General features: G+C 71.6%; 21 protein-coding genes. 12 read left to right on the top strand and 9 right to left on the bottom strand.

Annotated features, from left to right (window positions below):
* The first annotated feature begins 311 nt into the window (after window positions 1–311).
* On the top strand, window positions 312–1,319 hold the full coding sequence (locus ASD48_RS19830; protein ID WP_079073859.1) for a tellurite resistance/C4-dicarboxylate transporter family protein: 1,008 nt from the start codon (window positions 312–314) through the stop codon (window positions 1,317–1,319).
* Here the strand turns inward: ASD48_RS19830 and ASD48_RS19825 are convergent.
* Complete coding sequence (locus ASD48_RS19825) at window positions 1,297–1,653, bottom strand: hypothetical protein (RefSeq protein WP_054242407.1); 357 nt, start codon at window positions 1,651–1,653, stop codon at window positions 1,297–1,299. The two genes, ASD48_RS19830 and ASD48_RS19825, sit on opposite strands and share 23 nt — an antisense overlap.
* A gap of 460 nt (window positions 1,654–2,113) precedes the next feature.
* On the opposite strand from ASD48_RS19825, the gene ASD48_RS19820 reads away from it, so the two are divergent.
* Window positions 2,114–3,199, top strand: a complete 1,086-nt coding sequence (locus ASD48_RS19820) for a C40 family peptidase (RefSeq protein ID WP_057602938.1) — start codon at window positions 2,114–2,116, stop codon at window positions 3,197–3,199.
* A gap of 69 nt (window positions 3,200–3,268) precedes the next feature.
* Here the strand turns inward: ASD48_RS19820 and ASD48_RS19815 are convergent, their stop codons facing one another.
* Window positions 3,269–4,015, bottom strand: coding sequence for a response regulator transcription factor (locus ASD48_RS19815; protein ID WP_057602937.1), 747 nt, complete (start codon window positions 4,013–4,015; stop codon window positions 3,269–3,271).
* Window positions 4,012–5,304 carry an ATP-binding protein gene (locus ASD48_RS19810; protein ID WP_057603536.1) on the bottom strand — a complete coding sequence of 431 codons (1,293 nt, stop codon included), beginning with the start codon at window positions 5,302–5,304 and terminating at the stop codon, window positions 4,012–4,014. The genes ASD48_RS19815 and ASD48_RS19810 overlap by 4 nt, the downstream gene beginning before the upstream one ends.
* Before the next feature lie 179 nt (window positions 5,305–5,483).
* Between ASD48_RS19810 and ASD48_RS19805 the strand changes: the two genes are divergently transcribed.
* Window positions 5,484–7,277, top strand: coding sequence for a PspC domain-containing protein (locus ASD48_RS19805; protein ID WP_242432662.1), 1,794 nt, complete (start codon window positions 5,484–5,486; stop codon window positions 7,275–7,277).
* On the top strand, window positions 7,264–7,509 hold the full coding sequence (locus ASD48_RS19800; RefSeq protein WP_057602935.1) for a hypothetical protein: 246 nt from the start codon (window positions 7,264–7,266) through the stop codon (window positions 7,507–7,509). The genes ASD48_RS19805 and ASD48_RS19800 overlap by 14 nt, the downstream gene beginning before the upstream one ends.
* A 285-nt stretch (window positions 7,510–7,794) precedes the next feature.
* Here the strand turns inward: ASD48_RS19800 and ASD48_RS19795 are convergent, their stop codons facing one another.
* Window positions 7,795–8,331 (bottom strand): DoxX family protein, encoded by a 537-nt coding sequence (locus ASD48_RS19795; RefSeq protein WP_079073857.1) that lies wholly within the window; start codon window positions 8,329–8,331, stop codon window positions 7,795–7,797.
* A 291-nt stretch (window positions 8,332–8,622) separates the two neighbouring features.
* The gene (locus tag ASD48_RS19790; RefSeq protein WP_057602933.1) at window positions 8,623–9,912 is read right to left on the bottom strand and encodes a hypothetical protein; all 1,290 of its coding nucleotides are present in this window, start codon (window positions 9,910–9,912) and stop codon (window positions 8,623–8,625) included.
* 201 nt (window positions 9,913–10,113) lie between these two features.
* Between ASD48_RS19790 and ASD48_RS19785 the strand changes: the two genes are divergently transcribed.
* Window positions 10,114–11,049, top strand: a complete 936-nt coding sequence (locus ASD48_RS19785; protein ID WP_057602932.1) for a DUF4429 domain-containing protein — start codon at window positions 10,114–10,116, stop codon at window positions 11,047–11,049.
* A gap of 194 nt (window positions 11,050–11,243) precedes the next feature.
* Here ASD48_RS19785 and ASD48_RS19780 read toward each other — a convergent pair whose 3' ends face one another.
* On the bottom strand, window positions 11,244–12,038 hold the full coding sequence (locus ASD48_RS19780; RefSeq protein WP_057602931.1) for a class II aldolase/adducin family protein: 795 nt from the start codon (window positions 12,036–12,038) through the stop codon (window positions 11,244–11,246).
* Between the two features lie 142 nt (window positions 12,039–12,180).
* On the opposite strand from ASD48_RS19780, the gene ASD48_RS19775 reads away from it, so the two are divergent.
* Together ASD48_RS19775 and ASD48_RS19770 are read left to right on the top strand one after the other, a co-directional pair.
* Window positions 12,181–12,774, top strand: a complete 594-nt coding sequence (locus ASD48_RS19775; RefSeq protein ID WP_242432661.1) for a hypothetical protein — start codon at window positions 12,181–12,183, stop codon at window positions 12,772–12,774.
* A gap of 57 nt (window positions 12,775–12,831) precedes the next feature.
* Window positions 12,832–13,305 (top strand): pyridoxamine 5'-phosphate oxidase family protein, encoded by a 474-nt coding sequence (locus tag ASD48_RS19770; RefSeq protein ID WP_057602929.1) that lies wholly within the window; start codon window positions 12,832–12,834, stop codon window positions 13,303–13,305.
* Window positions 13,306–13,332: 27 nt separating this feature from the next.
* Here ASD48_RS19770 and guaA read toward each other — a convergent pair whose 3' ends face one another.
* On the bottom strand, window positions 13,333–14,913 hold the full coding sequence (gene guaA, locus ASD48_RS19765; protein WP_057602928.1) for a glutamine-hydrolyzing GMP synthase: 1,581 nt from the start codon (window positions 14,911–14,913) through the stop codon (window positions 13,333–13,335).
* Window positions 14,914–15,321: 408 nt separating this feature from the next.
* Between guaA and ASD48_RS19760 the strand changes: the two genes are divergently transcribed.
* The 5 genes from ASD48_RS19760 (at window position 15,322) to ASD48_RS19740 (ending at window position 20,696) form a co-directional block, all read left to right on the top strand.
* Window positions 15,322–15,603 carry a chorismate mutase gene (locus ASD48_RS19760; RefSeq protein ID WP_057602927.1) on the top strand — a complete coding sequence of 94 codons (282 nt, stop codon included), beginning with the start codon at window positions 15,322–15,324 and terminating at the stop codon, window positions 15,601–15,603.
* Between the two features lie 931 nt (window positions 15,604–16,534).
* Window positions 16,535–17,152, top strand: coding sequence for a hypothetical protein (locus ASD48_RS19755; RefSeq protein ID WP_242432660.1), 618 nt, complete (start codon window positions 16,535–16,537; stop codon window positions 17,150–17,152).
* A gap of 27 nt (window positions 17,153–17,179) precedes the next feature.
* Window positions 17,180–18,229, top strand: coding sequence for a hypothetical protein (locus ASD48_RS19750; RefSeq protein ID WP_057602926.1), 1,050 nt, complete (start codon window positions 17,180–17,182; stop codon window positions 18,227–18,229).
* Window positions 18,230–18,403: 174 nt separating this feature from the next.
* Window positions 18,404–19,501, top strand: a complete 1,098-nt coding sequence (locus ASD48_RS19745) for a hypothetical protein (RefSeq protein WP_057602925.1) — start codon at window positions 18,404–18,406, stop codon at window positions 19,499–19,501.
* 184 nt (window positions 19,502–19,685) lie between these two features.
* Window positions 19,686–20,696: an LPXTG cell wall anchor domain-containing protein gene (locus ASD48_RS19740; RefSeq protein WP_242432659.1), complete on the top strand. Its 1,011-nt coding sequence runs from the start codon at window positions 19,686–19,688 to the stop codon at window positions 20,694–20,696.
* Window positions 20,697–20,826: 130 nt separating this feature from the next.
* Here the strand turns inward: ASD48_RS19740 and ASD48_RS19735 are convergent, their stop codons facing one another.
* Together ASD48_RS19735 and ASD48_RS19730 are read right to left on the bottom strand one after the other, a co-directional pair.
* The gene (locus tag ASD48_RS19735) at window positions 20,827–22,611 is read right to left on the bottom strand and encodes a GMC family oxidoreductase (RefSeq protein WP_057602923.1); all 1,785 of its coding nucleotides are present in this window, start codon (window positions 22,609–22,611) and stop codon (window positions 20,827–20,829) included.
* A 110-nt stretch (window positions 22,612–22,721) separates the two neighbouring features.
* Window positions 22,722–24,365 (bottom strand): succinic semialdehyde dehydrogenase, encoded by a 1,644-nt coding sequence (locus tag ASD48_RS19730; RefSeq protein WP_057602922.1) that lies wholly within the window; start codon window positions 24,363–24,365, stop codon window positions 22,722–22,724.
* Window positions 24,366–24,683 lie beyond the last annotated feature (318 nt).

The following is a 24,683-nucleotide window of genomic DNA, read 5'->3' as shown; positions in this document are numbered from 1 at the left end:
CGCGCGCGGGGCACACGGGGCACGCGCGCGTAGGACACACAGGACACGTCCGCGCGGAACATGCGGGCACGCGCGCGTGGGACGCAAAGCCACCCCTACGCGCAGGACACGCGGCACACGCGCGCGGGGCTTCGCTCTCGAGCGACATGATCCGTCGCACCCCTGAACCCTGCACCCCTGTCCCCGGACCCGCACGCCCACCCCGCAACCGCACCTCCGCGCACATCCCGGCCCTGCACCCGCGCGTATTTCTGCGCGCCCGCGCGCGTGCCCCGCTTCCGCAGCGCGCCGGGCTCCTTAGCATCGGCCGCATGTCAGGCTCCCCCGCCCTCCCGTCGCCGGCCCCCTCCCCGGGCTCCCCACTCCGCGTCTGGTGGGCGCAGCGGCCGCCCGCGGCGGGGGCCGCGGTCATGGCGACGGGCATCCTGTCGATCGGACTGCACCTGACGGGGTACGACGTCCTGTCCCGCGTCACCCTGGTGATGGCGGGCGTCGCGTGGGTGGCGCTGGCGGCGGACTTCGTCGTACGGCTGGTGCGCAGGCGCGAGCGGTGGCTGGCCGAGGCGGCCACGCCCGGTGCGCTGAACGCGGTGGCGGCGACGACCGTGCTCGGCACGCGGCTGTCCACGCTCGGCCGGCACACCCTCGCCGAGGCGCTGCTGGCGCTGGCGGCGGTGCTGTGGCCCGTGCTGCTCGTGACCGTCGTACGGCAGTGGAAGCGGGGCATGCCGGGGGTGGTGTTCCTGTGCTGTGTGGCCACCCAGGGGCTCGCCGTGCAGGGAGCGGTCCTCGCCGAGGCGGAGGCGGTGGCCTGGCTCGCGCACACCGCGCTCGTGCTGTTCTGGCTCGGGCTCGCGCTCTACGGAGTCGCCCTGGCCCTCTTCGACCTGCGGCAGGTGGCCGAGGGCGCCGGGGACCAGTGGGTGGCGGGCGGTGCGCTCGCCATCTCGGCGCTGGCGGGGGCGAGTCTCCTCGCCGCCGACGACGGGGGCATGTACCTGTGGAACGCCGACGACACCGGCGTCCTGCGCACGGTGACCGTGGCGCTGCTGGTGCTCGCCCTGGCCTGGTACGCCGTCCTGCTCGTCGCCGAGGTGCGCTGGCCGCGGCCCCGCTACGACATGTGCCGCTGGGCGACCGTGTTCCCGATGGGCATGACGGCGGCGGCGACCCTGTCCGTCGCCGCCGCTGTCGACGTGCCGTCTCTGGAGGGACCCGGAGAGGTGCTGCTGTGGGTCGCCGTGGCGGCCTGGCTGGCCGTCGCCGCGGCGGCCCTGGCCGTGGCCCGCGTCTCCCTCAGGTCCAGAGCACCGCGATGAAGATGTTCGTCACGGTCAGCAGTCCGACCAGGGCGAACAGGGGCTTCTTCACCGCCGTCTCGTCCCGCTTCACGTAGACGAGGGCGAGGATCACGATCAGCAGGGCCAGCTTCACGCCGATCTTGGCATTGTCGACGTCCTGGTCGTCCGCCCGGTTGAGGCTGACCAGGATCACCCCGGTGACCAGCATGGTCACCGCGCCGCGGAGCATCAAGGGCGTGAAGCGGGCCGTGTCCTGGCCGCCCAAGGCCTTCAACTGCGTGAGGTAGCCGCCCAGAAGCGAGGCGATGCCGATGATGTGCAGGCCGACGAAAAGATGAATGAGTAAGTTCATGAGGCCGGATGCTATTGCGCCGTGGAGGTGTCCCGACAGCCGCTCTCCGCCAAGGCTCAAGCCGCATATATGCGCCCCATAGCATCCGGCCCCTTTCCCTTGTCTCGAAATAGCCGTTTCGGTCAACGCGCCGCGCGAACCCGACGGCCCGGGTCCGGTCTTTCGGGCATTTGCGATCATGACGCGGTCCCCTGGTGTCACTTCCGCACTTCGCGTTACCGGACTGTCACAGCCGGGCCTAGCGTCCTCCCCCAGGTGACCGGCTCCCCACCGCCGCCCGGGCCAGGGGCGGCAGTCGGCCACCACCGCCGAGAAGGTCCGGCGGCGTCCCGCTCCCCCTGTGCGGGCCGTCGCCGGACGCGTCAACCGCCCTCCGGGGCCGTCCGTCCGCTCCCACGACGGCTCTCCGGTAGCAGTACGGACGGACGAGGCGGTCGTACGAAAGGACGTGCAGTCCCACGTGGCAGCGCACCGCAAGCCCCGACAGCGCTCGCTCGGCGGCCAGACGGCCCGCACGGCGTTCACCCTCGCTCTCGCGGGCGCCGCGACGGCGACGGCCTTCGACGGAACCGGACAGGCCGAGCCGAACCTGACTCCGGGCCAGGTCAAGGCGAAGGTGGCGAAGCTCTACCAGGAGGCGGAGGAAGCCACCGAGAAGTACAACGGCGCCCAGGAGAAGGCGACGGCGGCCGAGCAACGGCTGCAGAGCCTGCGGGACGAGGCGGCGCGCAAGGAGGAGAAGCTCAACACGGCACGGGAGACGCTGGGTTCGATGGCGGCGGCGCAGTACCGCAGCACCGGGCTCGACCCGGCCGTGCAACTGGCCCTCTCCGACGACCCCGACCGCTATCTCGACGGCGCCGCCTTCGCCGAACGGGCCGGGGACCGCCAGTCGGCCGCCGTCACCCGAGTACGCAGACAGCTGCGGGAGATCGAACAGCTACGCGGCGCCGCGCGGGTCGAACTGACCTCGCTCAAGACGCGCCAGGCCGAGCTGAGGACCCACAAGAAGACGATCACCGGCAAACTCGACGCGGCGCGCCGCCTGCTGAACCGGCTGACGGCGGCGGATCGGGCCCGGATCGGCGAGGGAACGAGCGGCTACACCGCGAGCGGCCGCGCCTCACGCTCCACGGCCGACGGACGCGACGGCCTCCAGGCCCCCGGCACCGCCACCACCACCGACCGAGCTCCCGACTCCCGCGCCGCGGACGCCGTTTCCTACGCCTACTCCAAGCTCGGCAGCCCCTACGTGTGGGGCGCGACCGGGCCGAACGCCTTCGACTGCTCGGGCCTGGTCCTCGCCTCGTACCGCTCCGCCGGCGTCTCCCTGCCCCGCACCACGTACGCCCAGATCGGCGCGGGACAGCGTGTCTCCCGCTCCGAACTCCTCCCGGGCGACCTGGTGTTCTTCTACTCCGGCATCACCCACGTCGGCCTCTACATCGGCGACGGCAAGATGATCCACGCACCGAACCCGTCGGCTCCGGTGCGCGTGGCGCCCATCGACGAGATGCCCTTCGCGGGCGCGACGCGCGTCGTGTGAGACCCCCGCGCGCGACGCTCGCGCGAGAGACCCCCGGTGAGGCAGCCCGCCCCTCGGACCGGCCGCCCCTCAGACCAGCCGGCGTGCCGTCGCCCAGCGGGTCAGCTCGTGCCGGTTGGACAGCTGGAGCTTGCGCAGCACCGCCGACACATGCGACTCGACCGTCTTGACGGAGATGAAGAGCTGCTTGGCGATCTCCTTGTAGGCGTAGCCCCGGGCGATGAGCCGCAGCACCTCGCGCTCACGCTGGGTGAGACGGTCCAGGTCCTCGTCGACCGGCGGGGCGTCCGTCGAGGCGAAGGCGTCGAGGACGAACCCGGCCAGCCGCGGCGAGAACACGGCGTCGCCCTCCTGCACCCGGAAGATGGAGTTCACGAGGTCGGTGCCGGTGATCGTCTTGGTGACATAGCCGCGGGCGCCGCCCCTGATCACCCCGATCACGTCCTCCGCAGCGTCCGACACGGACAGGGCGAGGAAGCGCACCGGCTGCTCGGCGTCAGCCATCAACGGAGCACAGCGGCGCAGCACTTCGACCCCGCCGCCACCCGGCAGATGGACGTCGAGGAGAACCACCTCGGGCCGGGTCGCGGTGATCACCGTGACCGCCTGGTCGACGTCCGCCGCCTCACCGACGACCTCGACGCCGGTCTGCTCGGTCTGCCCGATCTCGGCCTGTACTCCCGTACGGAACATGCGGTGGTCGTCGACGAGGACCACGCGCACATGGCGCCCGCCCGCGCCGCCGCCGGAGGGCTGTGCCGGATCGGCCGCCTCCGCCGCTCCCCCTGTGCCGTTCATGTCGGTCGGGTCGCTCATGACGTCTTCTCCGCCCTCTCCATCTCCAGTTCGACCTCCGTGCCGCCGTCCGGGACGGCCCGCAGTCGCGCCGTGCCCCCGTGGCGCTCCATGCGGCCGATGATCGATTCTCTGACGCCCATGCGGTCGGCGGGTATCGAGTCGAGGTCGAAGCCGGGTCCGCGGTCCCGGACGGACACGAAGACCGTCCTGCCCTCGACTTCGGCGTAGACCTGCACGGCGCCGCCCTCGCCACCGTACTTGGCCGCGTTCACCATCGCCTCACGCGCGGCCTGCATCTGTGCCCCGACCCGCTCGTCGAGCGGGCAGTCGCCGACGACCACGACCTCGATGGGAACGCCGTGCTTGTCCTCCACCTCGGCGGCGTTGCGCCGCACCGCGTCGGCGACCGTGGTCGGCTCGTCGGCCTCCTCCTTGCCGGTGCCCTCGGGCTTGTAGAGCCAGGTACGCAGGTCACGCTCCTGGGCGCGGGCGAGGCGGCGCACCTCCCCGGCGTTCTCCGCGTTGCGCTGGATCAGCGTCAGGGTGTGCAGCACGGAGTCGTGGACGTGAGCGGCGACCTCCGCGCGCTCCTGCGCCCGGATGCGCATCAGGCGCTCCTCGGAGAGGTCCTGGGTCATACGGACCAGGTAGGGACCGGCGAGGAGCGTGATGCCGACGAGCACGGCGAGTGCCGCCTGGAGCACGGAGCCGAGGTGGGCGGCGGAGCCCTGGAGGACGAAGATGCCGGAGACACCGGCCGTCACGAGCAGCACGCCGGCGCCCGCGCGCAGGAGCGTGAGCGTACGGCGTCTGCGGCCGACCTCGACCCAGCGGGCGCGGCGCGCGTTGTCCGCCTGGCGCCAGACGAGGGCGACGCCCGCGCCGACCAGGACGGCGGGCAGCAGATACGCCTTGGCGCCGCTGCCCAGATTCACATTGCCCACGAAGACCATGGCGATGACGACCATGAGGAGCAGCGCGACGATCTGCCCCTTGTCCGGTTTGCGGGCGACGAGTCTGCGACGGCCGTCGGGGGCGGTCTCGGTGCCGACGAGCGACGGGGGTTTCTGGCCGCCGACCCCGCCGACGCCGAGCGGCACGAAGAACCAGAAGGCCGCGTAGAGAAGGGCGCCGAGACCGTCCGCCATGAACAGGCCGGCGAAGACGAGCCGCACCCAGACCACGGGCAGCCCGAGATGCCCGGCGAGCCCCCGCGCCACGCCCCCGAGCCAGCGTCCGTCACTGCTGCGGTAGAGCTTGCGCGGCGGCCGCGGTTCGACGAGTGGCACTGCTGCGGCTTCCGGCATGCCAACGATGGTCACACGGGCGCCGGTCCCGGGCATCAGGGTTCTCCCCCGAGACTCCCCTGATCTACGAGGTCCTCGCCCCTCGAACGCCTCCCCCGCCCCGGATCAGGGCCGATATCAGGGTCCGACCAGGGTCATTCCGGCTGCCGCGAGGGCGGCACGCCCGCCACCATGGACTCATGACAGATCACCAGCACGCCGCGGACGCCGTGCCCGACGGGGGCACCGCGCCCGACGCGGCCGCCCCGTCCTCCGGCGCCCGGGGCGCCGCGGGTGAGGATCCTCGCGCGCACGAGCGGGCGGGCGCGCACGGAAAACAGGGAGAGGGCGCAGGACACGGCCCGTCGAACGGCCCCGACCCGGCCGCGGGCACGGACGCGGACGCTGACGCTGACGCTGACGACAGGACAGTGGTGGAGGCGGCCACCGAGGCCGCGACCGCCGCCGCGGCGGCGGCCCGCGCCGACGCGGCGGCCAACGGCGGGGCGGCGGCCAACGGCGACGCGGCGGCCAACGGCGGGGCGGAATCCGACGACGGTTCGCCGGACGGAACCCGGGGGCGGGCAGAAGGTCAGGGCCCAGGAGGAAACCAGGCCCCTGGAGCAGGCCAGGGGGCGGGCGAAAGCGGGGGACCGGGCGGAAGGGGATCGGGTGGTCCCCGGGCAGGGCAAGCGGCCGGAGCGGTCGGGCCTTCCGCCGGGCCTCCGCCCAGGTTCCGGCGGGACCGCGAGCACAAGGTGCTCGCCGGGGTGTGCGCGGGCCTCGGGCGGCAGTGCGACATGGATCCGGTGATCTTCCGGATCACGCTCGCCGTGCTCTCCGCGACCGGCGGCATCGGCCTCATCTTCTACGGCTTCGCCTGGCTCTTCGCCCCCTACTCCGACGACGAGCAGAACGAGGTGCGCAAGCTCCTGACCGGCCGGGTCGACGGCCAGGCTCTCGCGGCCGTGCTGTTCGCACTGGTCGGCTGCGGGGTGTTCCTGTCGATGCTGAACAACGGCAGCGTGCTGACCTTCGCCGTCGTCGTCTCGTTCCTCCTCGCGGGCGCCGGCTACTGGTCACGGCACCGGGACTCCTCGGACCCCGACCCGCTGGCCGCGCAGGCCGTGGCCGACGCCCCGCCGGAGGCGCAGGCACCGCCCGTCCCCTCCGCCTACCCCTCCTGGTGGCGCGACCCCATCGTCAAGGACGGCACCCACGACGGCGGCACGGGCTATCTGTGGGGCCCGTGGGACGCCCGGGCCCGGGACTTCACGGCGACCATCGACGTCGACCTCGTCGGCCACACGCGACGCCCCGATGACATACGCACCCTGCGCAAGCCGTACACCGGACCGCGCGGCCCGCGCTGGATCGGCGGCTGGCTCTTCCTGCTGGCCGCGCTCGCGGCCGGCCTCGTCACCCGGCTCACCTGGGACGACCACCCGCTCGGCACCAGCCTTCAGGCGGGGCTCGCCGCCGCGCTCATCGTTCTCGGCGTGGGTATCTCGGTCAGTTCGTTCCTGGGGCGCACCGGAGCGGGATCGGTGTTCCTGGCGATCGTCACGGCGGGTCTGCTGGCCGGTACGACCGTCCTGCCCAAGGACATCGGGACGCACTGGATCGACACGGTGTGGCAGCCCGCCGCGGTGGCGGACGTACGGACGGCCTACGACCTGGGCACCGGGGACGGCACGCTGGACCTGTCCCGGCTGGAACTCGCGAAGGGACAGACGGTGAGCACCGATGCCGAGGTGGGGGCGGGCCGACTGCGGGTGATCGTCCCGCCGGACGTGACCGTGAAGGTGAGGATCGACGTGGGGCTGGGGGACATCCAGCTGCCGGGCGACGACAAGAAGGATGTGGACGTGCAGCCGGGCAAGCACAAGGAGGTGACCCTGTCGCCGACCTCGGGCGCCAAGGACGCCGGGACCATCGACCTCGACCTCCAGGTCGGCGTGGGACAGGCGGAGGTGGCCCGTGCTGCGTCATGAGTTCCGGCCCGGCAGGCTGGTCGCCGGCGCCTTCTTCACCCTCGCGGGCGTCATCTACGCAGGTGACGCGGGCGGCCTCTGGGAGACGCCGTGGTTCGTGGTGATCCCGGTCGTCACGGTCGGCCTCTGTCTGGCGGGCGCGACGGGCCTCGTGGCGAGGAGCATACGCAGACGACGAGGCCCGTCCCGCGGGACCACCCCCACCGGAACAGGCCCGGACCCGGCCGGCTGACCGGTAGAGGAGGCGGACGGGCGGACGGGCGGACCGGCTCGCAGACAGGGGGCCGACGAGCGGACCGACTCACCAACGGCGCGGGCATACGGGCCGACCGGCCCACCCACCGCCGCGCGGGCTTACCGGCTCACCGACGGCGCGGGCTCACCGGGCTTACCGGCTCACCGACGGCGCAGGCATACGGGCTGACCGGCTCACCGGGCTTACCGGCTCACCGACGGCGCGGGCTTACCGGCTCACCGCATGGTCTGCGCGGCGGTGGGTGGCCGGGGGCAGGTCGCCCTACCTGGCTCGGGTTCCCGCTCGCTGTCGCCGCCTGGAGCGCCAGGCGGCGTCGAGGGAGAGGACGGGCGCGCCGGCGAGAACCAGGGGCAGCCAGGCCATCAGGTAGGCGAGGTCGTTGCCGTAGTAGTAGGGGTCCGAGGCCCAGCTCACCGTGAGCCAGAGGCTGAGCGAGATGAGCGCGCCGCCGAGCGCGGCGAGCCGGGTGAGGACGCCCAGCAGGGTGCCGATGCCGACGGCGAGTTCACCGAAGGCCATCGCGTAGCCGAAGCCGACCGGGCTCTTCAGGGCCATGTCGACCAGGGCCGGGATGGCCGAGGAGTCACGGACGGCGCGCATGGTGTCGCCGATCGAGCCGGCGCCGCTGTCCTTCAGGAACGCACCGTCGGTGAGTTTGTCGAGGCCGGCGTAGATGAAGGTGACACCGAGGAAGATGCGCAGGGGAAGGAGGGCGTACCGGGTCGCGGTGTCCCGCCAGTCGCGTCCGCCTCCGTCGAGATAGGGGGGGTAGGTATCCGTCCGCATGCCGTGAGTCATCGCCCGTAGCCGCCTCTCGCCCGGTGGTGGGACCCCTCAACAGACCATACGTACGAAATGGGGGGTGCGCTCAACTGTTGGCACGAGCTCTCGGCGCCGCTGGTTCACTTCGCACGACCGATTCACTACGGCCCGTCTGCCCACCCGAGTCCGAGGGCCCCTCCACCCTCACCGGTTCGGTCCCGTTCGGTCCCGTTCGGTCCGGCGCGGTCAGGTCAGACCCGGGGGGTCGGCCTCGGGTCATGTCCGGTCGGTTGGGGTCATGTCCGGGTCATTCCGGTCAGGTCAGGTTCAGTCCGTGACGTCGATGGCGTACCGGTTCGTCTCCGCACCCGCGGCCGTGACGACCTGTACGTCCACCCGGCCCGGTTCCACGTCCGCCGGGACGGGGACGGTGAGGACGGCGTCGGTGGGGTTGCTGAAGCCGCCGGTGACCGGCACGAGGGGGACATGGACATGGACCGGGCCGACGCGGACGACCATGCGGGAGAGCCGGTCGGCGGTCTGGGCGCCCGGCGGGACGAATCCGGCGCCGCGGATCTCGATGTCGTCGCCGGTGCGGATCGGGGCGTCGAGGTCACCGGCCTCGCGGGAGCGGACGACGGACAGGATGACCGGACGGCCGCCCTCCGCGTACTTGCCGGCGAGGTAGGTCGCGGCCGAGACCAGGACGACGACCGCCAGGCCCCAGGGGAGGTCGGGCAGCTGGTCGGGGCGGCGGGCCAGCCGGACCGCGGCGAAGGCCAGGGCGACGGCGCAGATCACGACGTACTGGATGTCGGCGAAGGTACCGCGGCCGGCGTCGTCGGTCAGCAGGTCGGCCGCCCGGGGGCGGTGGGCGCGGACCTTCTGGAGCCGCTGGCCGAGGACCCGCAGGCCGACCACCCGGCGCACCAGCACGGCGATCCCGCAGACGACGGCGAGGACGGTCACCACGCCGGCGCCACGGGAGAGATCGAGCCCGGCGAGCAGCGCGTCGCGTTCGGCGTGGCCGGAGGCGGCGGCGAGCCGGCCCACCAGGACCAGCACGGCGTAGGCCACGAACAGCACCCAGCCGACGGCGACCGCGCGGGAGGTGGAGAGGCGGTTGTCCTCGCCGATCACGGGTGCGAGGGCCCCGCCGCGCGCTCGGTGGAACCAGGAGGCCGCGGTCAGCGCGCCGGCGACGACCAGCGCGGCGAGGAGTCCGGCGGTGCGGGCGTCGGTCCAGCCCGCGCCGATGGCGGTGAGGGACTGCACCAGCGACAGCGCCACGACCGCTCCCCACACGGTCAGCGCCGTGCGGAGCCACAGGCGTGACAGCCAGGCCTCTCCCTCGGCACGGCCGCGTTCGGCGACGAGTTCCGCGGACTGGGTGAGCTCCTCGGAGACCCACTGGCGGGAGGCCGAGACGGAGTGGGCGACGGCGGCCGGCAGGCCGTGCCCGGCCGCGAACCCGTCCCGCTGCACCAGGAACTCCGCGACCGCCCGCCGGTGTCCCGCGCGGGCGCCGTGCGGGCAGTCCCCGCAGGTGCAGCCACCCTCGTGACCGCCCGGCCCCCTGCTCGACCCCGCGCTCTGTCTCGCCTCCTGCACCGCCATGTCCGACGCCCGCCTTCCCCACGACCCGATCGGATGGCGACCCTCGAAGGACCCGGTTGGATCCCGGTCGCCGCACTGTGAACAACTCCCCCGCAATGACAGCGAATTGTGCCCTACGGCACACCCCCTTGTTCCCGGCAGGTCTGGTCAGCGCGGGTGAAGCGGGCAGGGCCGTGTTGACCCGGCTGCGAGAATTTCCGTATGGCCGAGATCATCCAGCGTGACGGGACCTGGGCCTTCGACGGCACATCGGTCAGGATCACTCCGGGCCTGCACCGCTCCGTACCGCTGTTCCGGCAGACGTACGGGGAGATCACCGTGCCCCTGGAGGCGGTCGCCGGGATCGTCTACGAACCCGAACGCAAGCGCGGGCGGCTGCGGATGCGACTGCGCGAGGGGGCCGATCCGCTGCTGCACGCGACCGGCGGCCGGCTGCCCGATCGTGCCGATCCCTACCGGCTCACCGTGGACGTGGACCGTTCCGGGGTGGCGGAGTACCTCGCCGAGGAGATCCGGCACGCGCTGCTCCTCGACCAGGTCCCGGGCGAGCCGACCAAGGCCTACCTCCTGCCGGGTCCGCCGGTTCCGGTCTCCGTGCGTTCCTCCGACGGCACCGTCTCCTTCGACGGCATCCAGGTGCGGGTCGACTGGGCGGACACCTCGGACCGGGTGAAGCGCGCGACGGGTCCACGCGTGATCAACGTCGGCGATGTCATGCGGGTCGAGTGGCTGCCCAACTCCGGCCTGGAGGACGGCTTCCTGCGCTTCGTGACCCGCGAGACGGTGTTCTCGAAGCTGCCGGCCGAGAAGGACCCGTACGCACTGGATCTGTGGGGGAACGTGAGCCGCGACCTGCTGACGGCCCTGGTGGCGACCGCGGTCACCGCGCGTCTCCCCCATCCCTCCACCCACTCGGGTGCGGAGCGGCAGCACGAGCGCGACCAGGAACGGGCGCAGGTACGCGAGTACGGGGACCTGGCGCGCGGGCGCGGGCGCGCGGCTTCCGTCCCGCCCCCGTCCGACCATCACGACGTCCTGCTGCGCCGGCTCCGCGAGTTGGGCGAGCTGCACCGGGACGGGGTGCTCACGGACGAGGAGTTCGCCCGGACGAAGGCGGTCGTCCTTCGCGGCTTCTAGAACGCCACCGGCCCACGGCATCCATCCGGCCCACGGCATCCGTCCGGCGCCCGGCTCCCCGTCAGCACCCGGCTGCGGACACGGCGTCACCACGGCGCCGGCACACGGCCTGCGGGCACGGCATCGGCGTCAACGCACGGCCTGCCGACACGGCGTCCGGACGCGGCCTGCGGACGCGGCCGCCGGGGTGGGTCTCAGGTCAGCAGGTCCGGTTCGCCCCGGCTGATGTCCTGCCACAGCGGCTGGTAGTTGATCCACGCCACGAGGTCGCCGCCGAGTTGTTCCCGGGTCGCGACCGCCGCGCGGTGGTCGATCAGGACGGGCCGGCCCGCCGCCCGCGCGGTCAGCTGGACCTGGCTGGAGCGTTCCATCGACAGGAACCACCAGGCGGCCGCGTCCACCGAGTCGCCGACCGTCAGCAGCCCGTGGTTGCGCAGCACGAGCGCCTTGCGAGAGCCGAGCGCGGACGCGATTCGCCGCCCCTCCTCCGCGTCGACGGCCACGCCGGTGTAGGCGTCGTAGAGCGCGTGGTCCTCGTAGAAGGCGCAGCTCTCCTGGGTGATGGGATCGAGCAGCTCGCCGAGCGCGGCGAGGGCGCGGCCGTGCACCGAGTGGCAGTGGGCGACCGCGACGACGTCCGGTCGGGCGGCGTGCACCTGGGCGTGCACGGTGAAGGCGGCCTGGTTGACGTGGTAGCGGCCCTCGACGACCTGTCCGTCGGCGTTGGCCAGCACCAGGTCGCCGACGGTGACGTGCTTGAAGGGCATCCCGAACGGGTTGACCCAGAAGCAGTCGTCGAACTCCGGGTCGCGGGCGGTGATGTGCCCCGAGACTCCGTCCTCGAAGCCGAGCCGCCCGAAGATGCGTACCGCGCCCGCCAGGCGTTCCTTGCGGTGTCGGCGCTCGTCCTCCACCGAGTCGTGCATCGGCGGCATCGCGAACTGAAGCCGGTCGGTGGGCAGGGGGGCAGGCGGCGTGGGCCCGTGCATCGGTCCTCCAGCACTGGTTGCTTTACGACGCGGAAGTTACCGTCGGTCAGTGCAAAAGGGCAGAGCCGTTATGTAAAGATGACGATTTCCGTCACCTTCGGAGCACACCGTGAGTCTCACCGACAGACACATTGCCGCCCTCATGCGTCAGATCGCGACGCAGAACGCCATCGAGCTCGTCCATCCCTTCGCGGAGCTGGAGACGTTCGGCTCGCTGGTCTACCTCGCCGAGTGCTACGGCTTCCGGTACGAGAGCGTGCGTCTGGTCGGCAAGCACCGCGTCATGCACGTCCAGCTGGTACGCGACGCGGGCCCCTGGGCCCGGCAGCGGGCCGCGGCGAACTCGGCGGCCTTCCCCGACCCGGGCCCCGGCCGCCCGGTGCCGGGCATGTACCTGGGCTCGCTCACCCCGGTGCCCGAGGTGCAGCCGGAGGTCGACGTGATCACGGCGCTCATCCGCCACGACGCCCTCGGCGCGGCCGCCAACCGCAAGCAGATGCTGGCCATCGGCTGGGGCTCGGCGGTGCTGTTCCTGCTGATGGCCGTGCTCACCGGAAAGTACGCCGTCCTGCTCCCGCTCGCCGTGCTGATGCCGCTGTTCATGCTGGGCTCCCTCCGGATCAACGCGGCCCGGCGCGCGAAGCTGGCCCGGCGGCTCACGGCGGCCGGCTGCACGCCGGTGCGGGACGCGGCGGGGCTGGAGCGGTACGTCCGGCCGGTTCCGCAGGGCTTCTGACCCACGGCCCGGCGATACCGGACAGCAGATGTCGGGTATGAGGGCCACACTCGCCGTATGACAGCGAACTGGGCGGCCTTCGCCGCAGCCGAACCCGCACTCGCGAAGATCACCGAGGAACGCTTCGGGGCCTTCACGCATCACGTCCTCGCGACGCTGCGCAAGGACGGCTCCCCCCGCACCACCGGTATCGAGGTCCGCTTCCTCGGCGGTGAGCTGTGGCTCGGCATGATGCCGGACTCGCTCAAGGCCCTCGACCTGCGCCGTGACGCCCGCTTCTGCCTCCAGGCCAACCCCGGCGAGGGCACCGGGATGGGCGGGGGCGACGTACGGGTCGCGGGGCGGGCCGTCGAGGTGGCGGACGGGGACGCGAGGGCCGCGTACGTGAAAGAGGTGGAACCGCCGCAGCCGTTCCACCTCTTCCGCACCGAGCTGACGGAGGTCGTACGGACCTACGTCGAGGACGACACCTATCTGGTCGCCCAGGTCTGGCACCCCGGAGAGCCGGTGCGCACGCTCAGACGGACCTGAGCCCTTCCCCCGGAAGGGCCTGCCGGCCTACTCCCACTCGATGGTGCCCGGCGGCTTCGAGGTCACGTCGACGACGACCCGGTTGACGTCGCGCACCTCGTTGGTGATCCGGGTGGAGATCTTCGCCAGGACGTCGTACGGGAGGCGCGACCAGTCGGCGGTCATCGCGTCCTCGGAGGAGACCGGGCGCAGGACGATCGGGTGGCCGTAGGTGCGGCCGTCGCCCTGCACGCCGACGCTGCGCACGTCGGCGAGGAGGACCACCGGGCACTGCCAGATCTCACGATCGAGACCGGCGGCCGTCAGCTCCTCGCGGGCGATCGCGTCGGCGTCGCGGAGCAGGTCCAGACGGTCCTTGGTGACCTCGCCGACGATCCGGATACCGAGGCCGGGGCCCGGGAACGGCTGGCGCTGGACGATCTCCTCCGGCAGGCCGAGCTCCTGGCCGACCATGCGGACCTCGTCCTTGAACAGCTTGCGCAGCGGCTCGATCAGCTGGAACTCGAGGTCCTCCGGCAGACCGCCCACGTTGTGGTGGGACTTGATGTTCGCGGTGCCGGTGCCGCCGCCGGACTCGACGACGTCCGGGTACAGCGTGCCCTGGACCAGGAACTCCACCGCCGGACCGGCGTCCGCGATGATCTCCGCCTGGGCCTGCTCGAAGACCCGGATGAACTCGCGGCCGATGATCTTCCGCTTCTCCTCGGGGTCCGAGACGCCCTTGAGGGCGTTGAGGAAGCGCTCCTCCGCGTCCACGACCTTCAGCTGGACGCCGGTCGCGGCCACGAAGTCCTTCTCGACCTGCTCGGTCTCGCCCTTGCGCATCAGACCGTGGTCGACGTACACGCAGGTCAGCTGGGAGCCGATGGCCTTCTGGACGAGGGCCGCGGCGACCGCCGAGTCCACGCCTCCGGAGAGACCGCAGATGGCGCGCCTGTCGCCGACCTGCTCACGGATGGCCGCGACCTGCTCGTCGATGACGTTGCCGGTGGTCCAGTCCGGGGTGAGGCCCGCGCCGCGGTACAGGAAGTGCTCCAGCACCTGCTGGCCGTGCGTGGAGTGCATGACCTCGGGGTGGTACTGGACGCCGTACAGCTTCTTCTCGTCGTTCTCGAAGGCGGCGACCGGGACGACGTCCGTGGAGGCGCTGACGATGAAGCCCTCGGGGGCGGCGGAGCAGGCGTCGCCGTGCGACATCCACACGGCCTGCTCGTCCGGGGTGCCCTCGAAGAGGGTGGAGGCCGAGCGGGAGACGTGCAGCTCGGTGCGGCCGTACTCCCGGGCGCCGGTGTTGTCGACCGTGCCGCCGAGGGTCTGCGCCATCAGCTGGAAGCCGTAACACATGCCGAAGACGGGAACGCCGGCCTCGAAGATCTCGCGGTCGAGGCGGGGGGCGCCCTCCTCGTACACGGACGAGGGGCCGCCGGAGAGGATGATCGCCGCCGGGTTCTTGGCGAGCATCTCCCGGACCGGCATGGTGCTCGGCACGATCTCGCTGTAGACCCGCGCCTCGCGGACTCGACGGGCGATGAGCTGGGCGTACTGCGCGCCGAAGTCGACGACCAGGACGGTGTCGGGGGCGGCGGCAGTAGGAGTCGCTGATGACACGGGGGCCTTCCGGCGGTGGGGCGGGGTCTCTGTGTAACCCGATTCTACCGAGGTGGACGTGGGACCGGTCCCGGCACCGGTCGGGACCGGCCCAGCACCGGTCGGGACCGGCCCAGCACCGGACGCAGGACCGGACCCAGCGCCGGACCCAGCGCCGCGTCTCAGGATGCGAACCGCCCCACGAACCGCCTTGGACCTCACCCGGCGACCCTGCATACTTGCCCCATGCTCACGCACCCGACCTTCGTCTTTACCTATGGCAACCGGCCCACCGGCTGCCATGGTCGTGCTGCTTGAGCAACTGACAAGCGACTTCCCAGGCGCCCCGGGCCGACAAGGCCCGGGGCGCCTGTCGTTTCTCCCGGGTCCTGCCGCTCCGGGGCACCCGTAGCCACCACAGGAGCCCCCATGACCACCATCGACCTGACCGGCGCCCGCACCCCCGAGGCCGCCGACGTGATCACCGGCGCCCGTGAGCGCATCGACTCGCTCGACGACCGGATCATCGGTCTGATCCAGGAACGGATGGCCGTCTCCGCCGTCATCCAGGAAGCGCGGATCACCTCCGGCGGCCGGCGCGTGAACCTCTCCCGCGAGATGGAGATCCTCGGCCACTACCGGGACGCCCTCGGCAAGCCCGGCACGTCCCTGGCGATGACGCTGCTCGAACTGAGCCGGGGCCGCGTCTGAGGTCGGACGTCGCTTCGGCCCCCGTCAGCCCCGTCAGCCCCCGTTGGCAGTCAGCTCCCGTCAGCCCCCGTCAGCTCCCTTCTCACCCGTACGGGCGCGTGACCGCCTCCCGGACGGGTTCGTTGGTCCCGGTGTCCGTTCCAGCCAGGGGCGGGCCCGGAATAACCACGCGTGGCTCGCCGGAGCGATGAGGCGTACGGATCGTGCCGTGCGCCGTGGGACCTCGCTCCGGACAAGTGACCGGACGGCAGGGGACAGCAGCCCGGTCACCCCAGAGAACGGCCGGCCCCGGGGACGCCCGGGGCCGAGCCGACCGGTGAAAAATGCAAAAATGCACAAGGGCTGGGTCAAACGGTTGCGGGGGCCGCGCTCATCCAGCACGATGCGTAGAAGGCCCCGACCAGCCCAAGTCCCCCTCCGGGCAACCATCTTCGGTGCGCTCTCCGCACTGCTGAAGGTCCAGGCCAGCGGCGCGACCCCCCGGCGCCGCTCCCAGGCACCGGCGCTGCCCTGACGCCGGTGCTGACGATAAAGAAGGGCCTCGCGGATCCGTCCCGCGGGGCCCTTCGTCATGCCCCCGCACCTCTGCGCGCCCCGACGCGCGCGCCTCCGCGCGCCCCGACGCGATACGGGACGCGACAAGGGACGGGCACGGGACGGACAGGGGACGGGCACGGGACGCCACGCCGGACGCGATACGCGACGCCGCCTTATACGGGATACGCGGACAGAGAGCGAATGATTTCCGAATGCTTTCACCGCCCTTTCACGCTATGAACACATTCGGCCTCTTGCGGGTCGCTTCAAGCCAATCAACGCTCGGTCAACTTTTGGCCAGTACTTGATCCCGTTAGATCACCCCCAACCGCCCCACGCTCACCGGAACTTCCGAGGAGAAACACAGGAGGCGGACAGATAGGGGGGATCGCCAGTGGCGATCAAACGGAGGAGTGTCTTCGTCATAGGGGTGGCGACGACAGCCCTGGTCGCGGGCACCACCATGGTCCAGGCCGCGCTGACCGACAACATGTACCCGACCGGGAACTACTTCCACACGTGCGTCGACGGCGAGATGGGCGACGGGTTCTGCCAGACGGACAACAAGACCCTCACCATCTACCGGGAGGGCAGCCTGTCCTCGGCCGAGAAGAACACCATCTCCCGCGCGGCGAGGGACTACTTCGGGCCGACCGACCTCGTGGTGAAGATCCAGTCCTCCGGCGTCTACCGGGGCAGCGCCGAGACGGACGTCGTCTACAAGGCGAAGACCCTGTCGCGCGGCAAGATCGGCATCACCTGGTGCGACGACGCCTCCAGCACGAAGAAGTGCGACCAGCACTACATCGTCTTCAACAAGGACCACACGGGAATCGGCTCCGTCAACAAGTCGGACGCGTGCCATGAGACCGGGCACGCCGTCGGCCTGACGCACGGCCCCGAAGCCAGCCCCCGCCTCGGTCTGTACGACGACCGCCTCGGCTGCATGTCGTACAACGACGTCTACAAGCTCGGCGCCAACAACAAAGAAAACATCAACGCGACCTACTGAGATCCGACCAGGGGGAATCTCGTGGCAATGAGCACCGGAAAGAAGATAACGGGGACCGTGCTGGGTGCCGCCATAGCCGGCGTCCTGATCGGTTCGGCCGCGCTCGTCCCGTTCACGGACGACGCGCGCGCCACCGAAGCGGGCCGGCAAAGCGACGTCGTCCTCGGCGAGTCGAAGGACGCCATCCCGTCCCGGACGGCGAGCGACTGGGTCTCGTACGGCGACCAGGCGGCGGTCGTCCATGTGGCCGCCGAGCACGAAGGGGTCGCCGACAGCGAGGAGATCGCGGCGGGCGAGGGCTACCTCTCCCGGACGATCGACCTCGAGGTCAAGGAACGGGTGTGGTCCCGCTCGGGCGCCACGGCCCTGCCCGACACGCTGTCGATCATCGCGGACGGCTGGGAGTTCAAGGACGAGGGCAAGCTCCGCGTGAGCTCGCAGGACACCTCCCGCATGGAGGTCGGGCACGACTACCTGGTCTCGTTCGCCCACTTCTCCGACGGGGAGTGGTCGACGCTGGGAACCGGCGCCATCCTCCCCTACGAGAACAGCGAGGTGGGCCAGGGCGAGTACCAGGGCTCGACGGTGACCGCCTCGGCGTATCGCTCGACCATGGCGTCGCGGCTGGTCAGCGGCGTGGCCGAACCCCTGACCTACCAGGCGGCGGGCAAGACCGCGGCCGGCGTCAAGGCGCTCCTGACCAGTGCGACCCCCGATGCCACCGCCGCCCAGAACTACGCCCTCGACGCGGTCGCCCGGGCCCGGCTGGTCGCCAAGGCCGCCGCGGCGGCGGCAGCGGCGGCGGACACCTTCTGCCGGGTGGCGGCGCCCCTCGCGACCGACGCCGACAGCAGGTACACGGCGAGCGAGCTCGCGGACGTCCTGGGCGACCTCGCCGGCATGTCGGAGGCGGCGGACAGCACGATCCTGCGCGCCTACGCGGCGCAGCTGCACACCGGGGACGACTCGAACTGGACCGCCAGCACCATCCGCAAGACCGCGGCCACCCGGATCGCGCGTGCCTGCACCATCGACGTCGGCGACCTCCTGCCGAACGACACGGGCGACGCGGAGTGACCGACCCCCGCTGACGGACGCGCGGTGACCTGCCCGCGGTGACCGACCCCCGTTGACCGGGCGGACCGCCTTCCCCCGGCGGTCCGCCCCCTACGGAGGGACCCGAACGAACAGGGGCCGCGCGGCGTCACAGTGATGACCTTCCGAACCGACCCGAGGGGGAGTCCCGTGGCCATGACCACGCGAACGAAGATCGCGGGGGCCGTGCTGGGCGCGGCCGTCGCCGGTGCGCTCGCGCTCGTCCCGTTGACCGACGACCACTCCGGAGGCGACGCCGAGAGCTCGAACGCCGACAGCTCGGGCGTCGTGCTCGGCTCCTCGGAGAAGGAGGCGGTGCCGTCCTTCACCGCGACCGACTGGGTGTCGTACGGGGACCGGGTCGCCGTCGTCCGGGTCACGGCCGAGCACGAGCGGCGGGACCCCGGCGAGGAGACCGGCGAGGAGACCGGGGAAGAGGAGTATCTGTCCCGGACGGTCGACCTCCAGGTCAGGGAGCTCGTCTGGGCCCGGTCCGACGCGCCGGCCCTGCCGTCGACGGTGTCGTTCACCGCCGACGGATGGCAAGTGAAGGACGGCACGAAGAAGGAACTGGCGTCGCCCGACACCTCGCGGCTCGAGGTCGGCCACGACTACGTGATCACGTTCGCCCGCTTCTCCGACGGCGCCTGGTCGCCGCTGGGCTCGGGCGGTGTCCTGCCCTACGACCACGGCCGGATCGGCGAGGGCGAGTTCCAGGGGGAGACGGTCACCGCCGACGCCTACCGCTCGACGTGGGAGGAGCGGCTGGTCCCCGGCGACGAGGAACCGATGGCGTTCCGGACCGCGGGGAAGCCGGCCACCGGCGTCCAGGGGATCCTGCGGAGCGCGACCCCCGACGCCACGGCCGCCCGGTACTTCGCCCTCGACCCGGCCGCCCGGTACGAGAAGGTCGCGGGAGCCGGCGAGCCGGCCGACACCTTCTGCTCCGTCGCCGCGCCGCTCGCCGTGTCCGAGGACAGCCGTCTCACGCCGGACGAGCTCGCCGCCGTCCTCACCGACCTCGCCGGCCTCGCCGGACCGGGCGGGAAGGACGACGCCTCGGCGCTGCGCACGTACGCGACCTCACTCGAAGCCGGCGCCGGCGACTCCGCATCGGCCGACGACACCGCCCGCAAGGCCTCGGCCGCCGGGATCGAGCGGAAGTGCGGGACCGACGTGGGAGAGCTGCTCCCGACGGACACGGAGGTGGACGCGGAAGGGGGCGCGGGCACCGACGGGGGCACGAAGGGCTGAGCGGGGTACCTGCGCCCGGGGGTGTGACGGGTGCCACATAAAGATTCTGTGAGCCCCGTACAACTGTTCACAGCTTTGGTCTGTCACACCTACCGAACCAAAGGCCACATCCCAACCCCCATGCGGAAGGCCTCCCACCGGATCCACCGAGGTCTCCATGAAGCTTCGCCGAACGCTCGTCACCATGGCTGCGACGGCCGTCATCGCGCCGCTCGCCCTGCTGTCCGCGCCCGCCGCCTTCGCGGAGGAGAGCGGTTCGCCGTCCGCGAGCACGTCCGCGTCCGACGACACCTCCGCCTCGCCGTCCGACTCGAGCGGCTCGAGCGCCTCCGCCTCCGCGTCCGAGTCCGACACCACGTCCCCGTCGGCGTCCGGGTCGCAGAGCGGCAGCGCCTCCAGCTCCCCGTCCGGCGACTCGTCGCCGTCCGCCTCCGGCTCGGGCACCACCTCCGCGAGCCCGTCGGCGAGCGAGAGCGAGGACGGGTTCGACCCGTACACGGACTGCAAGTCCTTCGAACTGGACGAGAAGCTCACCGCCCAGATCAAGGGCCTGCCGAGCAAGATCGTCGCCGGTTCCGGCTGGCACGACTTCGAGTTCGTCGTCAAGAACGGCTCCGACCAGGACCTGAAGAACGTGTACATCGACTCCTTCATGGAGTACGGCGACGACACGGACGCGTGGCTGTCCGAGGGCCTCGCCGTCATCCAGGTCAAGGAGGACGGCAAGTGGACCGACGGCTTCCAGGACTACTACGAGGACGAGGACGGCACGAAGGTCAACGTCACCGGATCCTTCGTGGGCCTGCTCGACTCGCTGGAGCAGGGCTCGTCCGCCACGCTCGACCTGCGGGTGAAGATCAAGGCGTCCGCGCCGGCGGGCTCCTCGTTCGCGCTGAGCGAGGCCGTCTACGCGGGCAAGAACTCCGCCTGCTACGGCAACGGTGACTACTACGACGTCGAGATCCTCGCCGCCGGCAGCTCCGCGGACGACGTCGACGACGCCGAGCCGAACGGTGACAAGCCCACCGACGGCGCCAAGCCCCAGGGCGGCGCCAAGCCGATCAGCGGCAGCCTCGCCTCGACCGGTTCGAACTCGGCGCTGCCGATGATCGGACTCGTCGGCGGAGTCGCCGTGGTGGCCGGCGCCGGCGCGGTGTTCGCGGTCCGTCGTCGCAAGGCGGGCACGCACGCGTAACGCGCGTACAGACCAGCGAAGGGACCTGCGCTCGGAGGGGGGCGCAGGTCCCTTCGTCTTTTGTCGGCGGAACGCGGGCTCGGACTCGGACTCGAACTCGGACGGAACGCTTACCGCTCGGACCGGACGCCTACTGCTTGGGCGGGACGGCCGGCATTCCCAGGAACGGCAGGCGCAGCGCGCCGAACGCCTCCGCCGGTACCGCCGGGCTGACCGGCTCCACCGGCTTCAGCCGCTCGTAGGCCGCGCCCTGCGTCGGACGCGGGTCCGTCTCGCCCTTGTTCGGCCAGTACGACATCGCGCGCTCGGCCTGGGCGGTGATGGTGAGCGACGGGTTCACGCCCAGGTTCGCCGAGACCGCGGCGCCGTCGACGACCGAGATGCCGGGGTGGCCGTAGAGGCGGTGGTAGGGGTCGATGACACCCGTCTCGCGCGAGTCGCCGATTGGGCAGCCACCGAGGAAGTGCGCGGTGAGCGGGGTGCCCATCAGCTCGCCGACGTTGGACCCGGCGAAGCCGTTGATCTCGGCGGCGATCGCGGAAGCCGCCTCGGAAGCCGCCCTGATCTGCTTGGGGTTGGGTGCGCCGTGGCCCTGGCGGGCGGTGAGCAGCCCCTTGCCGACGCCGTCCGGTTTCAGATACGTCGTCAGCGAGTTGTCGAGGGACTGCATCACCAGACCGATGATGGTCCGCTCCGACCACTTGCGGTTGGAGAGCGAGCGCAGGACGAGGAGCGGGTGGCGGGCCGCGTTCGCGAGCCAGCCGGCGACCCTCGACGAGCCCTCCGCGTACGGCACTTGCAGGATCGACAGGCCGCCCATCGAGTTGGAGCCCTTGCCGTAGCGGACCGGCTCGATGTGGGTGCTGTCGTCCGGGTGGACCGAGGAGGTGATGGCGACTCCGCGGGTGAAGTCCACCTTCGCCGCGCCCGTCGCCTTGCGGTAGCGGCGGTCGTCGGTCTGCGCACCGACCAGCGCCTCCGAGTTGGTACGGGTCAGCTCACCCAACCGCTGCGAGAGATAGGGGAGTTGACCGCCCGCCTTCATGCGGTGCAGCAGCGTCTGGGTGCCGTAGGTGCCCGCGGCGAGCACCACCCGGCGGGCCTTGAAGACCCGGCCCCTCGCCTTGCGGCGGTCGTCGGTGGGCAGGGTGGCGACCGCGTAGCCGCCCCGCGAGTCGTCCGTGACCGAGACGGCCGTCGTCAGCGGGTGCACGACCGCGCCCGCCTTCTCGGCGAGGTGGAGGTAGTTCTCGTTCAGGGTGTTCTTCGCGCCGTGCCGGCAGCCGGTCATGCACTCGCCGCACTCGGTGCAGGCCTTGCGGGCCGGGCCGACGCCGCCGAAGTAGGGGTCGGCGACCTGCTCCCCCGGCGCGGCCTTCGCCGTCCCGTCGGCGTCCTCGCCGTCGCCGAAGAACACGCCGACGGGCGCCATGTGGAAGGTGTCGCCGACGCCCATCCGCTCCGCGGCCGCCTTCAGATGCACGTCGGAGGGGGTGGTCGTCGGGTTGAGCCGTACGCCCAGCATGCGCCGCGCCTGGTCGTAGTACGGCTTGAGCTCCTCCTGCCAGTCGGTGATGTCACGCCACTGGGGGTCGTCGAAGAAGGGCTTCGGCGGTACGTAGAGGGTGTTGGCGTAGTTGAGGGAGCCGCCGCCCACGCCCGCGCCCGCCAGCACCATGACGTTGCCCAGCAGATGGATGCGCTGGATGCCGTACATGCCGAGCCTGGGGGCCCAGAGGTAGTTCTTCAGATCCCAGGAGTTCCTGGGCAGCGACTCCCGGGTGAAACGGCGGCCCGCCTCCAGGACACCGACTCGGTAGCCCTTCTCCGTCAGGCGCAGGGCGGTCACCGAGCCGCCGAAGCCGGATCCGACGACGAGGACGTCGTAGTCGTAGTCGTGGGTGTCCTGGGGCACGTTTGCTCCTCTTTGAGTGTCCGTGCGGGTCGTACGTGGTCGCTCGCGCTCACGAGGCGGGGGCCGCACCTGGATGCGGCCCCCGCCCCTTCAAGGCCCTGGCCCGGCTCCTACCTGAACCGGAATGCCTTCATCAGCCTCAGGCTCCGGCTCATGAACTCCGCGTACTTCTCGTCGTTCATGCCCAGTGCCGGAGCCATCGGGAGAAGCCGCTGCTGGGCCACCGTCTGGGCCTCGGTGTACTTGAGGATGCCCTCGGAGCCGTGGCGGCGGCCGAGACCGGAGTCCTTCATGCCGCCCATCGGCGACTGGACGCTGCCGTAGGCCGGGGCGTAGCCCTCGTTGACGTTCACCGTGCCGGTGCGCAGGCGGGAGGCGACGTCCCGGCCGCGGCGGCCGTCCTTCGTCCAGACCGACGAGTTCAGCCCGTACGGCGTGGAGTTGGCCTGCTCGACGGCCTCGTCGTCGGTCTTGAAGCGGTAGATCGAGACGACCGGGCCGAAGGTCTCCTCGGTGCAGACGGACATGGGTTCCGTCACTCCGTCGAGGATCGTCGGCTCGAAGAAGTACGGGCCGATGTCCGGGCGGGCGACCCCGCCTGCGACGACCTTGGCGCCCTTGGCGACGGCTTCCTCCACGTGCCGGGTCACCGTCTCCAGCTGGCGCTCGCCCACCAGGGAGCCCATGTCGGCGCCGTAGGCGAGGGAGGTGCCCAGGCGCATGGCCTTGGTGCGGGCGGCGAAGCGCTCGACGAAGGCGTCCGCGATCGACTCGTGGACGTACAGCCGCTCGATGGAGATGCAGAGCTGGCCCGCCGAGGAGAAGCAGGCGCGGACGGCGCCGGCCGCCGCCTTCTCTATGTCGGCGTCCTCGAGGACCAGCATGGCGTTCTTGCCGCCGAGTTCGAGGGAGACGCCGACGAGACGGGCGGCGGCACCCTGGGCGACCTCGCGGCCGGTACGGGTGGAGCCGGTGAAGGAGACGTAGTCGGCGTGCCGGACGACCTCCGGGCCGACGACGGGACCCTCACCGAGGACGACCTGGAAGACCTCGGCGGGCAGCCCCGCCTCGACGAGCAGGTCACGGGCCCACAGGGCGGTCAGGCAGGTCTCGGTGTCCGGCTTCATCACGACCGCGTTGCCCGCGACGAACGCCGGCAGCGCGTCGCCGACGGACAGCTCCAGCGGGTAGTTCCAGGGGGCGATCTGGCCCACGACACCGCGCGGGTGGCGCAGTTCGGTCACCTTCGTCAGTGTCGGCATGGCGCCCGCGTGCCGCTTGGGGCGGAGGTAGGCGGGGGCCTTGCGGCCGTAGTGCCGGGCGGCGACGGCCACCGCCTGCACCTCCTCGTGGGCGTGCAGACGGGCCTTGCCGGTCTCCAGCTGGATGAGGTCGAGCACCTCGGCCTGGCGCTCCAGCACCAGGTCGTGGAAGCGGAGCAGGACGGCGGCGCGTTCCCGCACGGGCGTCCGCTCCCAGACCGCCTGTGCCTTGCGGGCCGCCTCGAAGGCCTTCAGCACGTCGTCGGGCGTGGACTCGGGCAGGTCGGCCAGCTTCCCGCCGGTGAAGGGCGTGTGGTTGGCGGTACGGCCGGAGCCGGTCACCCCCTTGGTGAGCTGGGCGACCAGCTCCGGCGTGACCACGTCTGCGGCGGTACGGACGCCGGTGGGAGCGGGGGCGAGGGGGTTGGTACCGGTCGTGGTCGTCCCACTGAGCTCGGTGCCGGTCTTTTCCGGGGCCTGCGAGTCCGTCATGAGGCGCAGAGTATGACGTGGGGAAGACTTTGGGTACCCGCCGGTAATACGGTTTCACCGACCGCACACATGGCGCCAGCGTTCACTGGCAACAAACCCGCTGATCAGGACGTCGCCCGGTCGTCTACCGACCTCCAGCCGGTCGCGCGCCACTTTGGACACCGCCGTGCGTCTTCTCCTCTTCCTCCGGCTGCTCCGACTTCCCCGACTCCCCCGCCCCGTACCCCCCGGGCTCTCGGTGCTCCCCGGGCCCTCCGTACCCCCCGGGCTCTCCGTGCCCTCCGTGCTCCCCGGCCGGGGTCCCGGCCGGGAGGCTCT

This window comes from Streptomyces sp. Root1310 (assembly GCF_001426425.1).
GTDB lineage: Bacteria > Actinomycetota > Actinomycetes > Streptomycetales > Streptomycetaceae > Streptomyces.
This window is presented reverse-complemented; position numbering and strand designations above follow the sequence as displayed.

Bases quoted from the DNA above. Each gene is read 5' to 3' on its own strand.
- ASD48_RS19830 (WP_079073859.1), top strand. From the start codon at position 312: ATGTCAGGCTCCCCCGCCCTCCCGTCGCCGGCCCCCTCCCCGGGCTCC.
- ASD48_RS19825 (WP_054242407.1), bottom strand. From the start codon at position 1,653: ATGAACTTACTCATTCATCTTTTCGTCGGCCTGCACATCATCGGCATC.
- ASD48_RS19815 (WP_057602937.1), bottom strand. From the start codon at position 4,015: ATGAGCGACCCGACCGACATGAACGGCACAGGGGGAGCGGCGGAGGCG.
- ASD48_RS19810 (WP_057603536.1), bottom strand. From the start codon at position 5,304: ATGCCGGAAGCCGCAGCAGTGCCACTCGTCGAACCGCGGCCGCCGCGC.
- ASD48_RS19805 (WP_242432662.1), top strand. From the start codon at position 5,484: ATGACAGATCACCAGCACGCCGCGGACGCCGTGCCCGACGGGGGCACC.
- ASD48_RS19795 (WP_079073857.1), bottom strand. From the start codon at position 8,331: ATGACTCACGGCATGCGGACGGATACCTACCCCCCCTATCTCGACGGA.
- ASD48_RS19790 (WP_057602933.1), bottom strand. From the start codon at position 9,912: ATGGCGGTGCAGGAGGCGAGACAGAGCGCGGGGTCGAGCAGGGGGCCG.
- ASD48_RS19785 (WP_057602932.1), top strand. From the start codon at position 10,114: ATGGCCGAGATCATCCAGCGTGACGGGACCTGGGCCTTCGACGGCACA.
- ASD48_RS19780 (WP_057602931.1), bottom strand. From the start codon at position 12,038: ATGCACGGGCCCACGCCGCCTGCCCCCCTGCCCACCGACCGGCTTCAG.
- ASD48_RS19775 (WP_242432661.1), top strand. From the start codon at position 12,181: ATGCGTCAGATCGCGACGCAGAACGCCATCGAGCTCGTCCATCCCTTC.
- ASD48_RS19770 (WP_057602929.1), top strand. From the start codon at position 12,832: ATGACAGCGAACTGGGCGGCCTTCGCCGCAGCCGAACCCGCACTCGCG.
- ASD48_RS19760 (WP_057602927.1), top strand. From the start codon at position 15,322: ATGACCACCATCGACCTGACCGGCGCCCGCACCCCCGAGGCCGCCGAC.
- ASD48_RS19750 (WP_057602926.1), top strand. From the start codon at position 17,180: ATGAGCACCGGAAAGAAGATAACGGGGACCGTGCTGGGTGCCGCCATA.
- ASD48_RS19745 (WP_057602925.1), top strand. From the start codon at position 18,404: ATGACCACGCGAACGAAGATCGCGGGGGCCGTGCTGGGCGCGGCCGTC.
- ASD48_RS19740 (WP_242432659.1), top strand. From the start codon at position 19,686: ATGGCTGCGACGGCCGTCATCGCGCCGCTCGCCCTGCTGTCCGCGCCC.
- ASD48_RS19730 (WP_057602922.1), bottom strand. From the start codon at position 24,365: ATGACGGACTCGCAGGCCCCGGAAAAGACCGGCACCGAGCTCAGTGGG.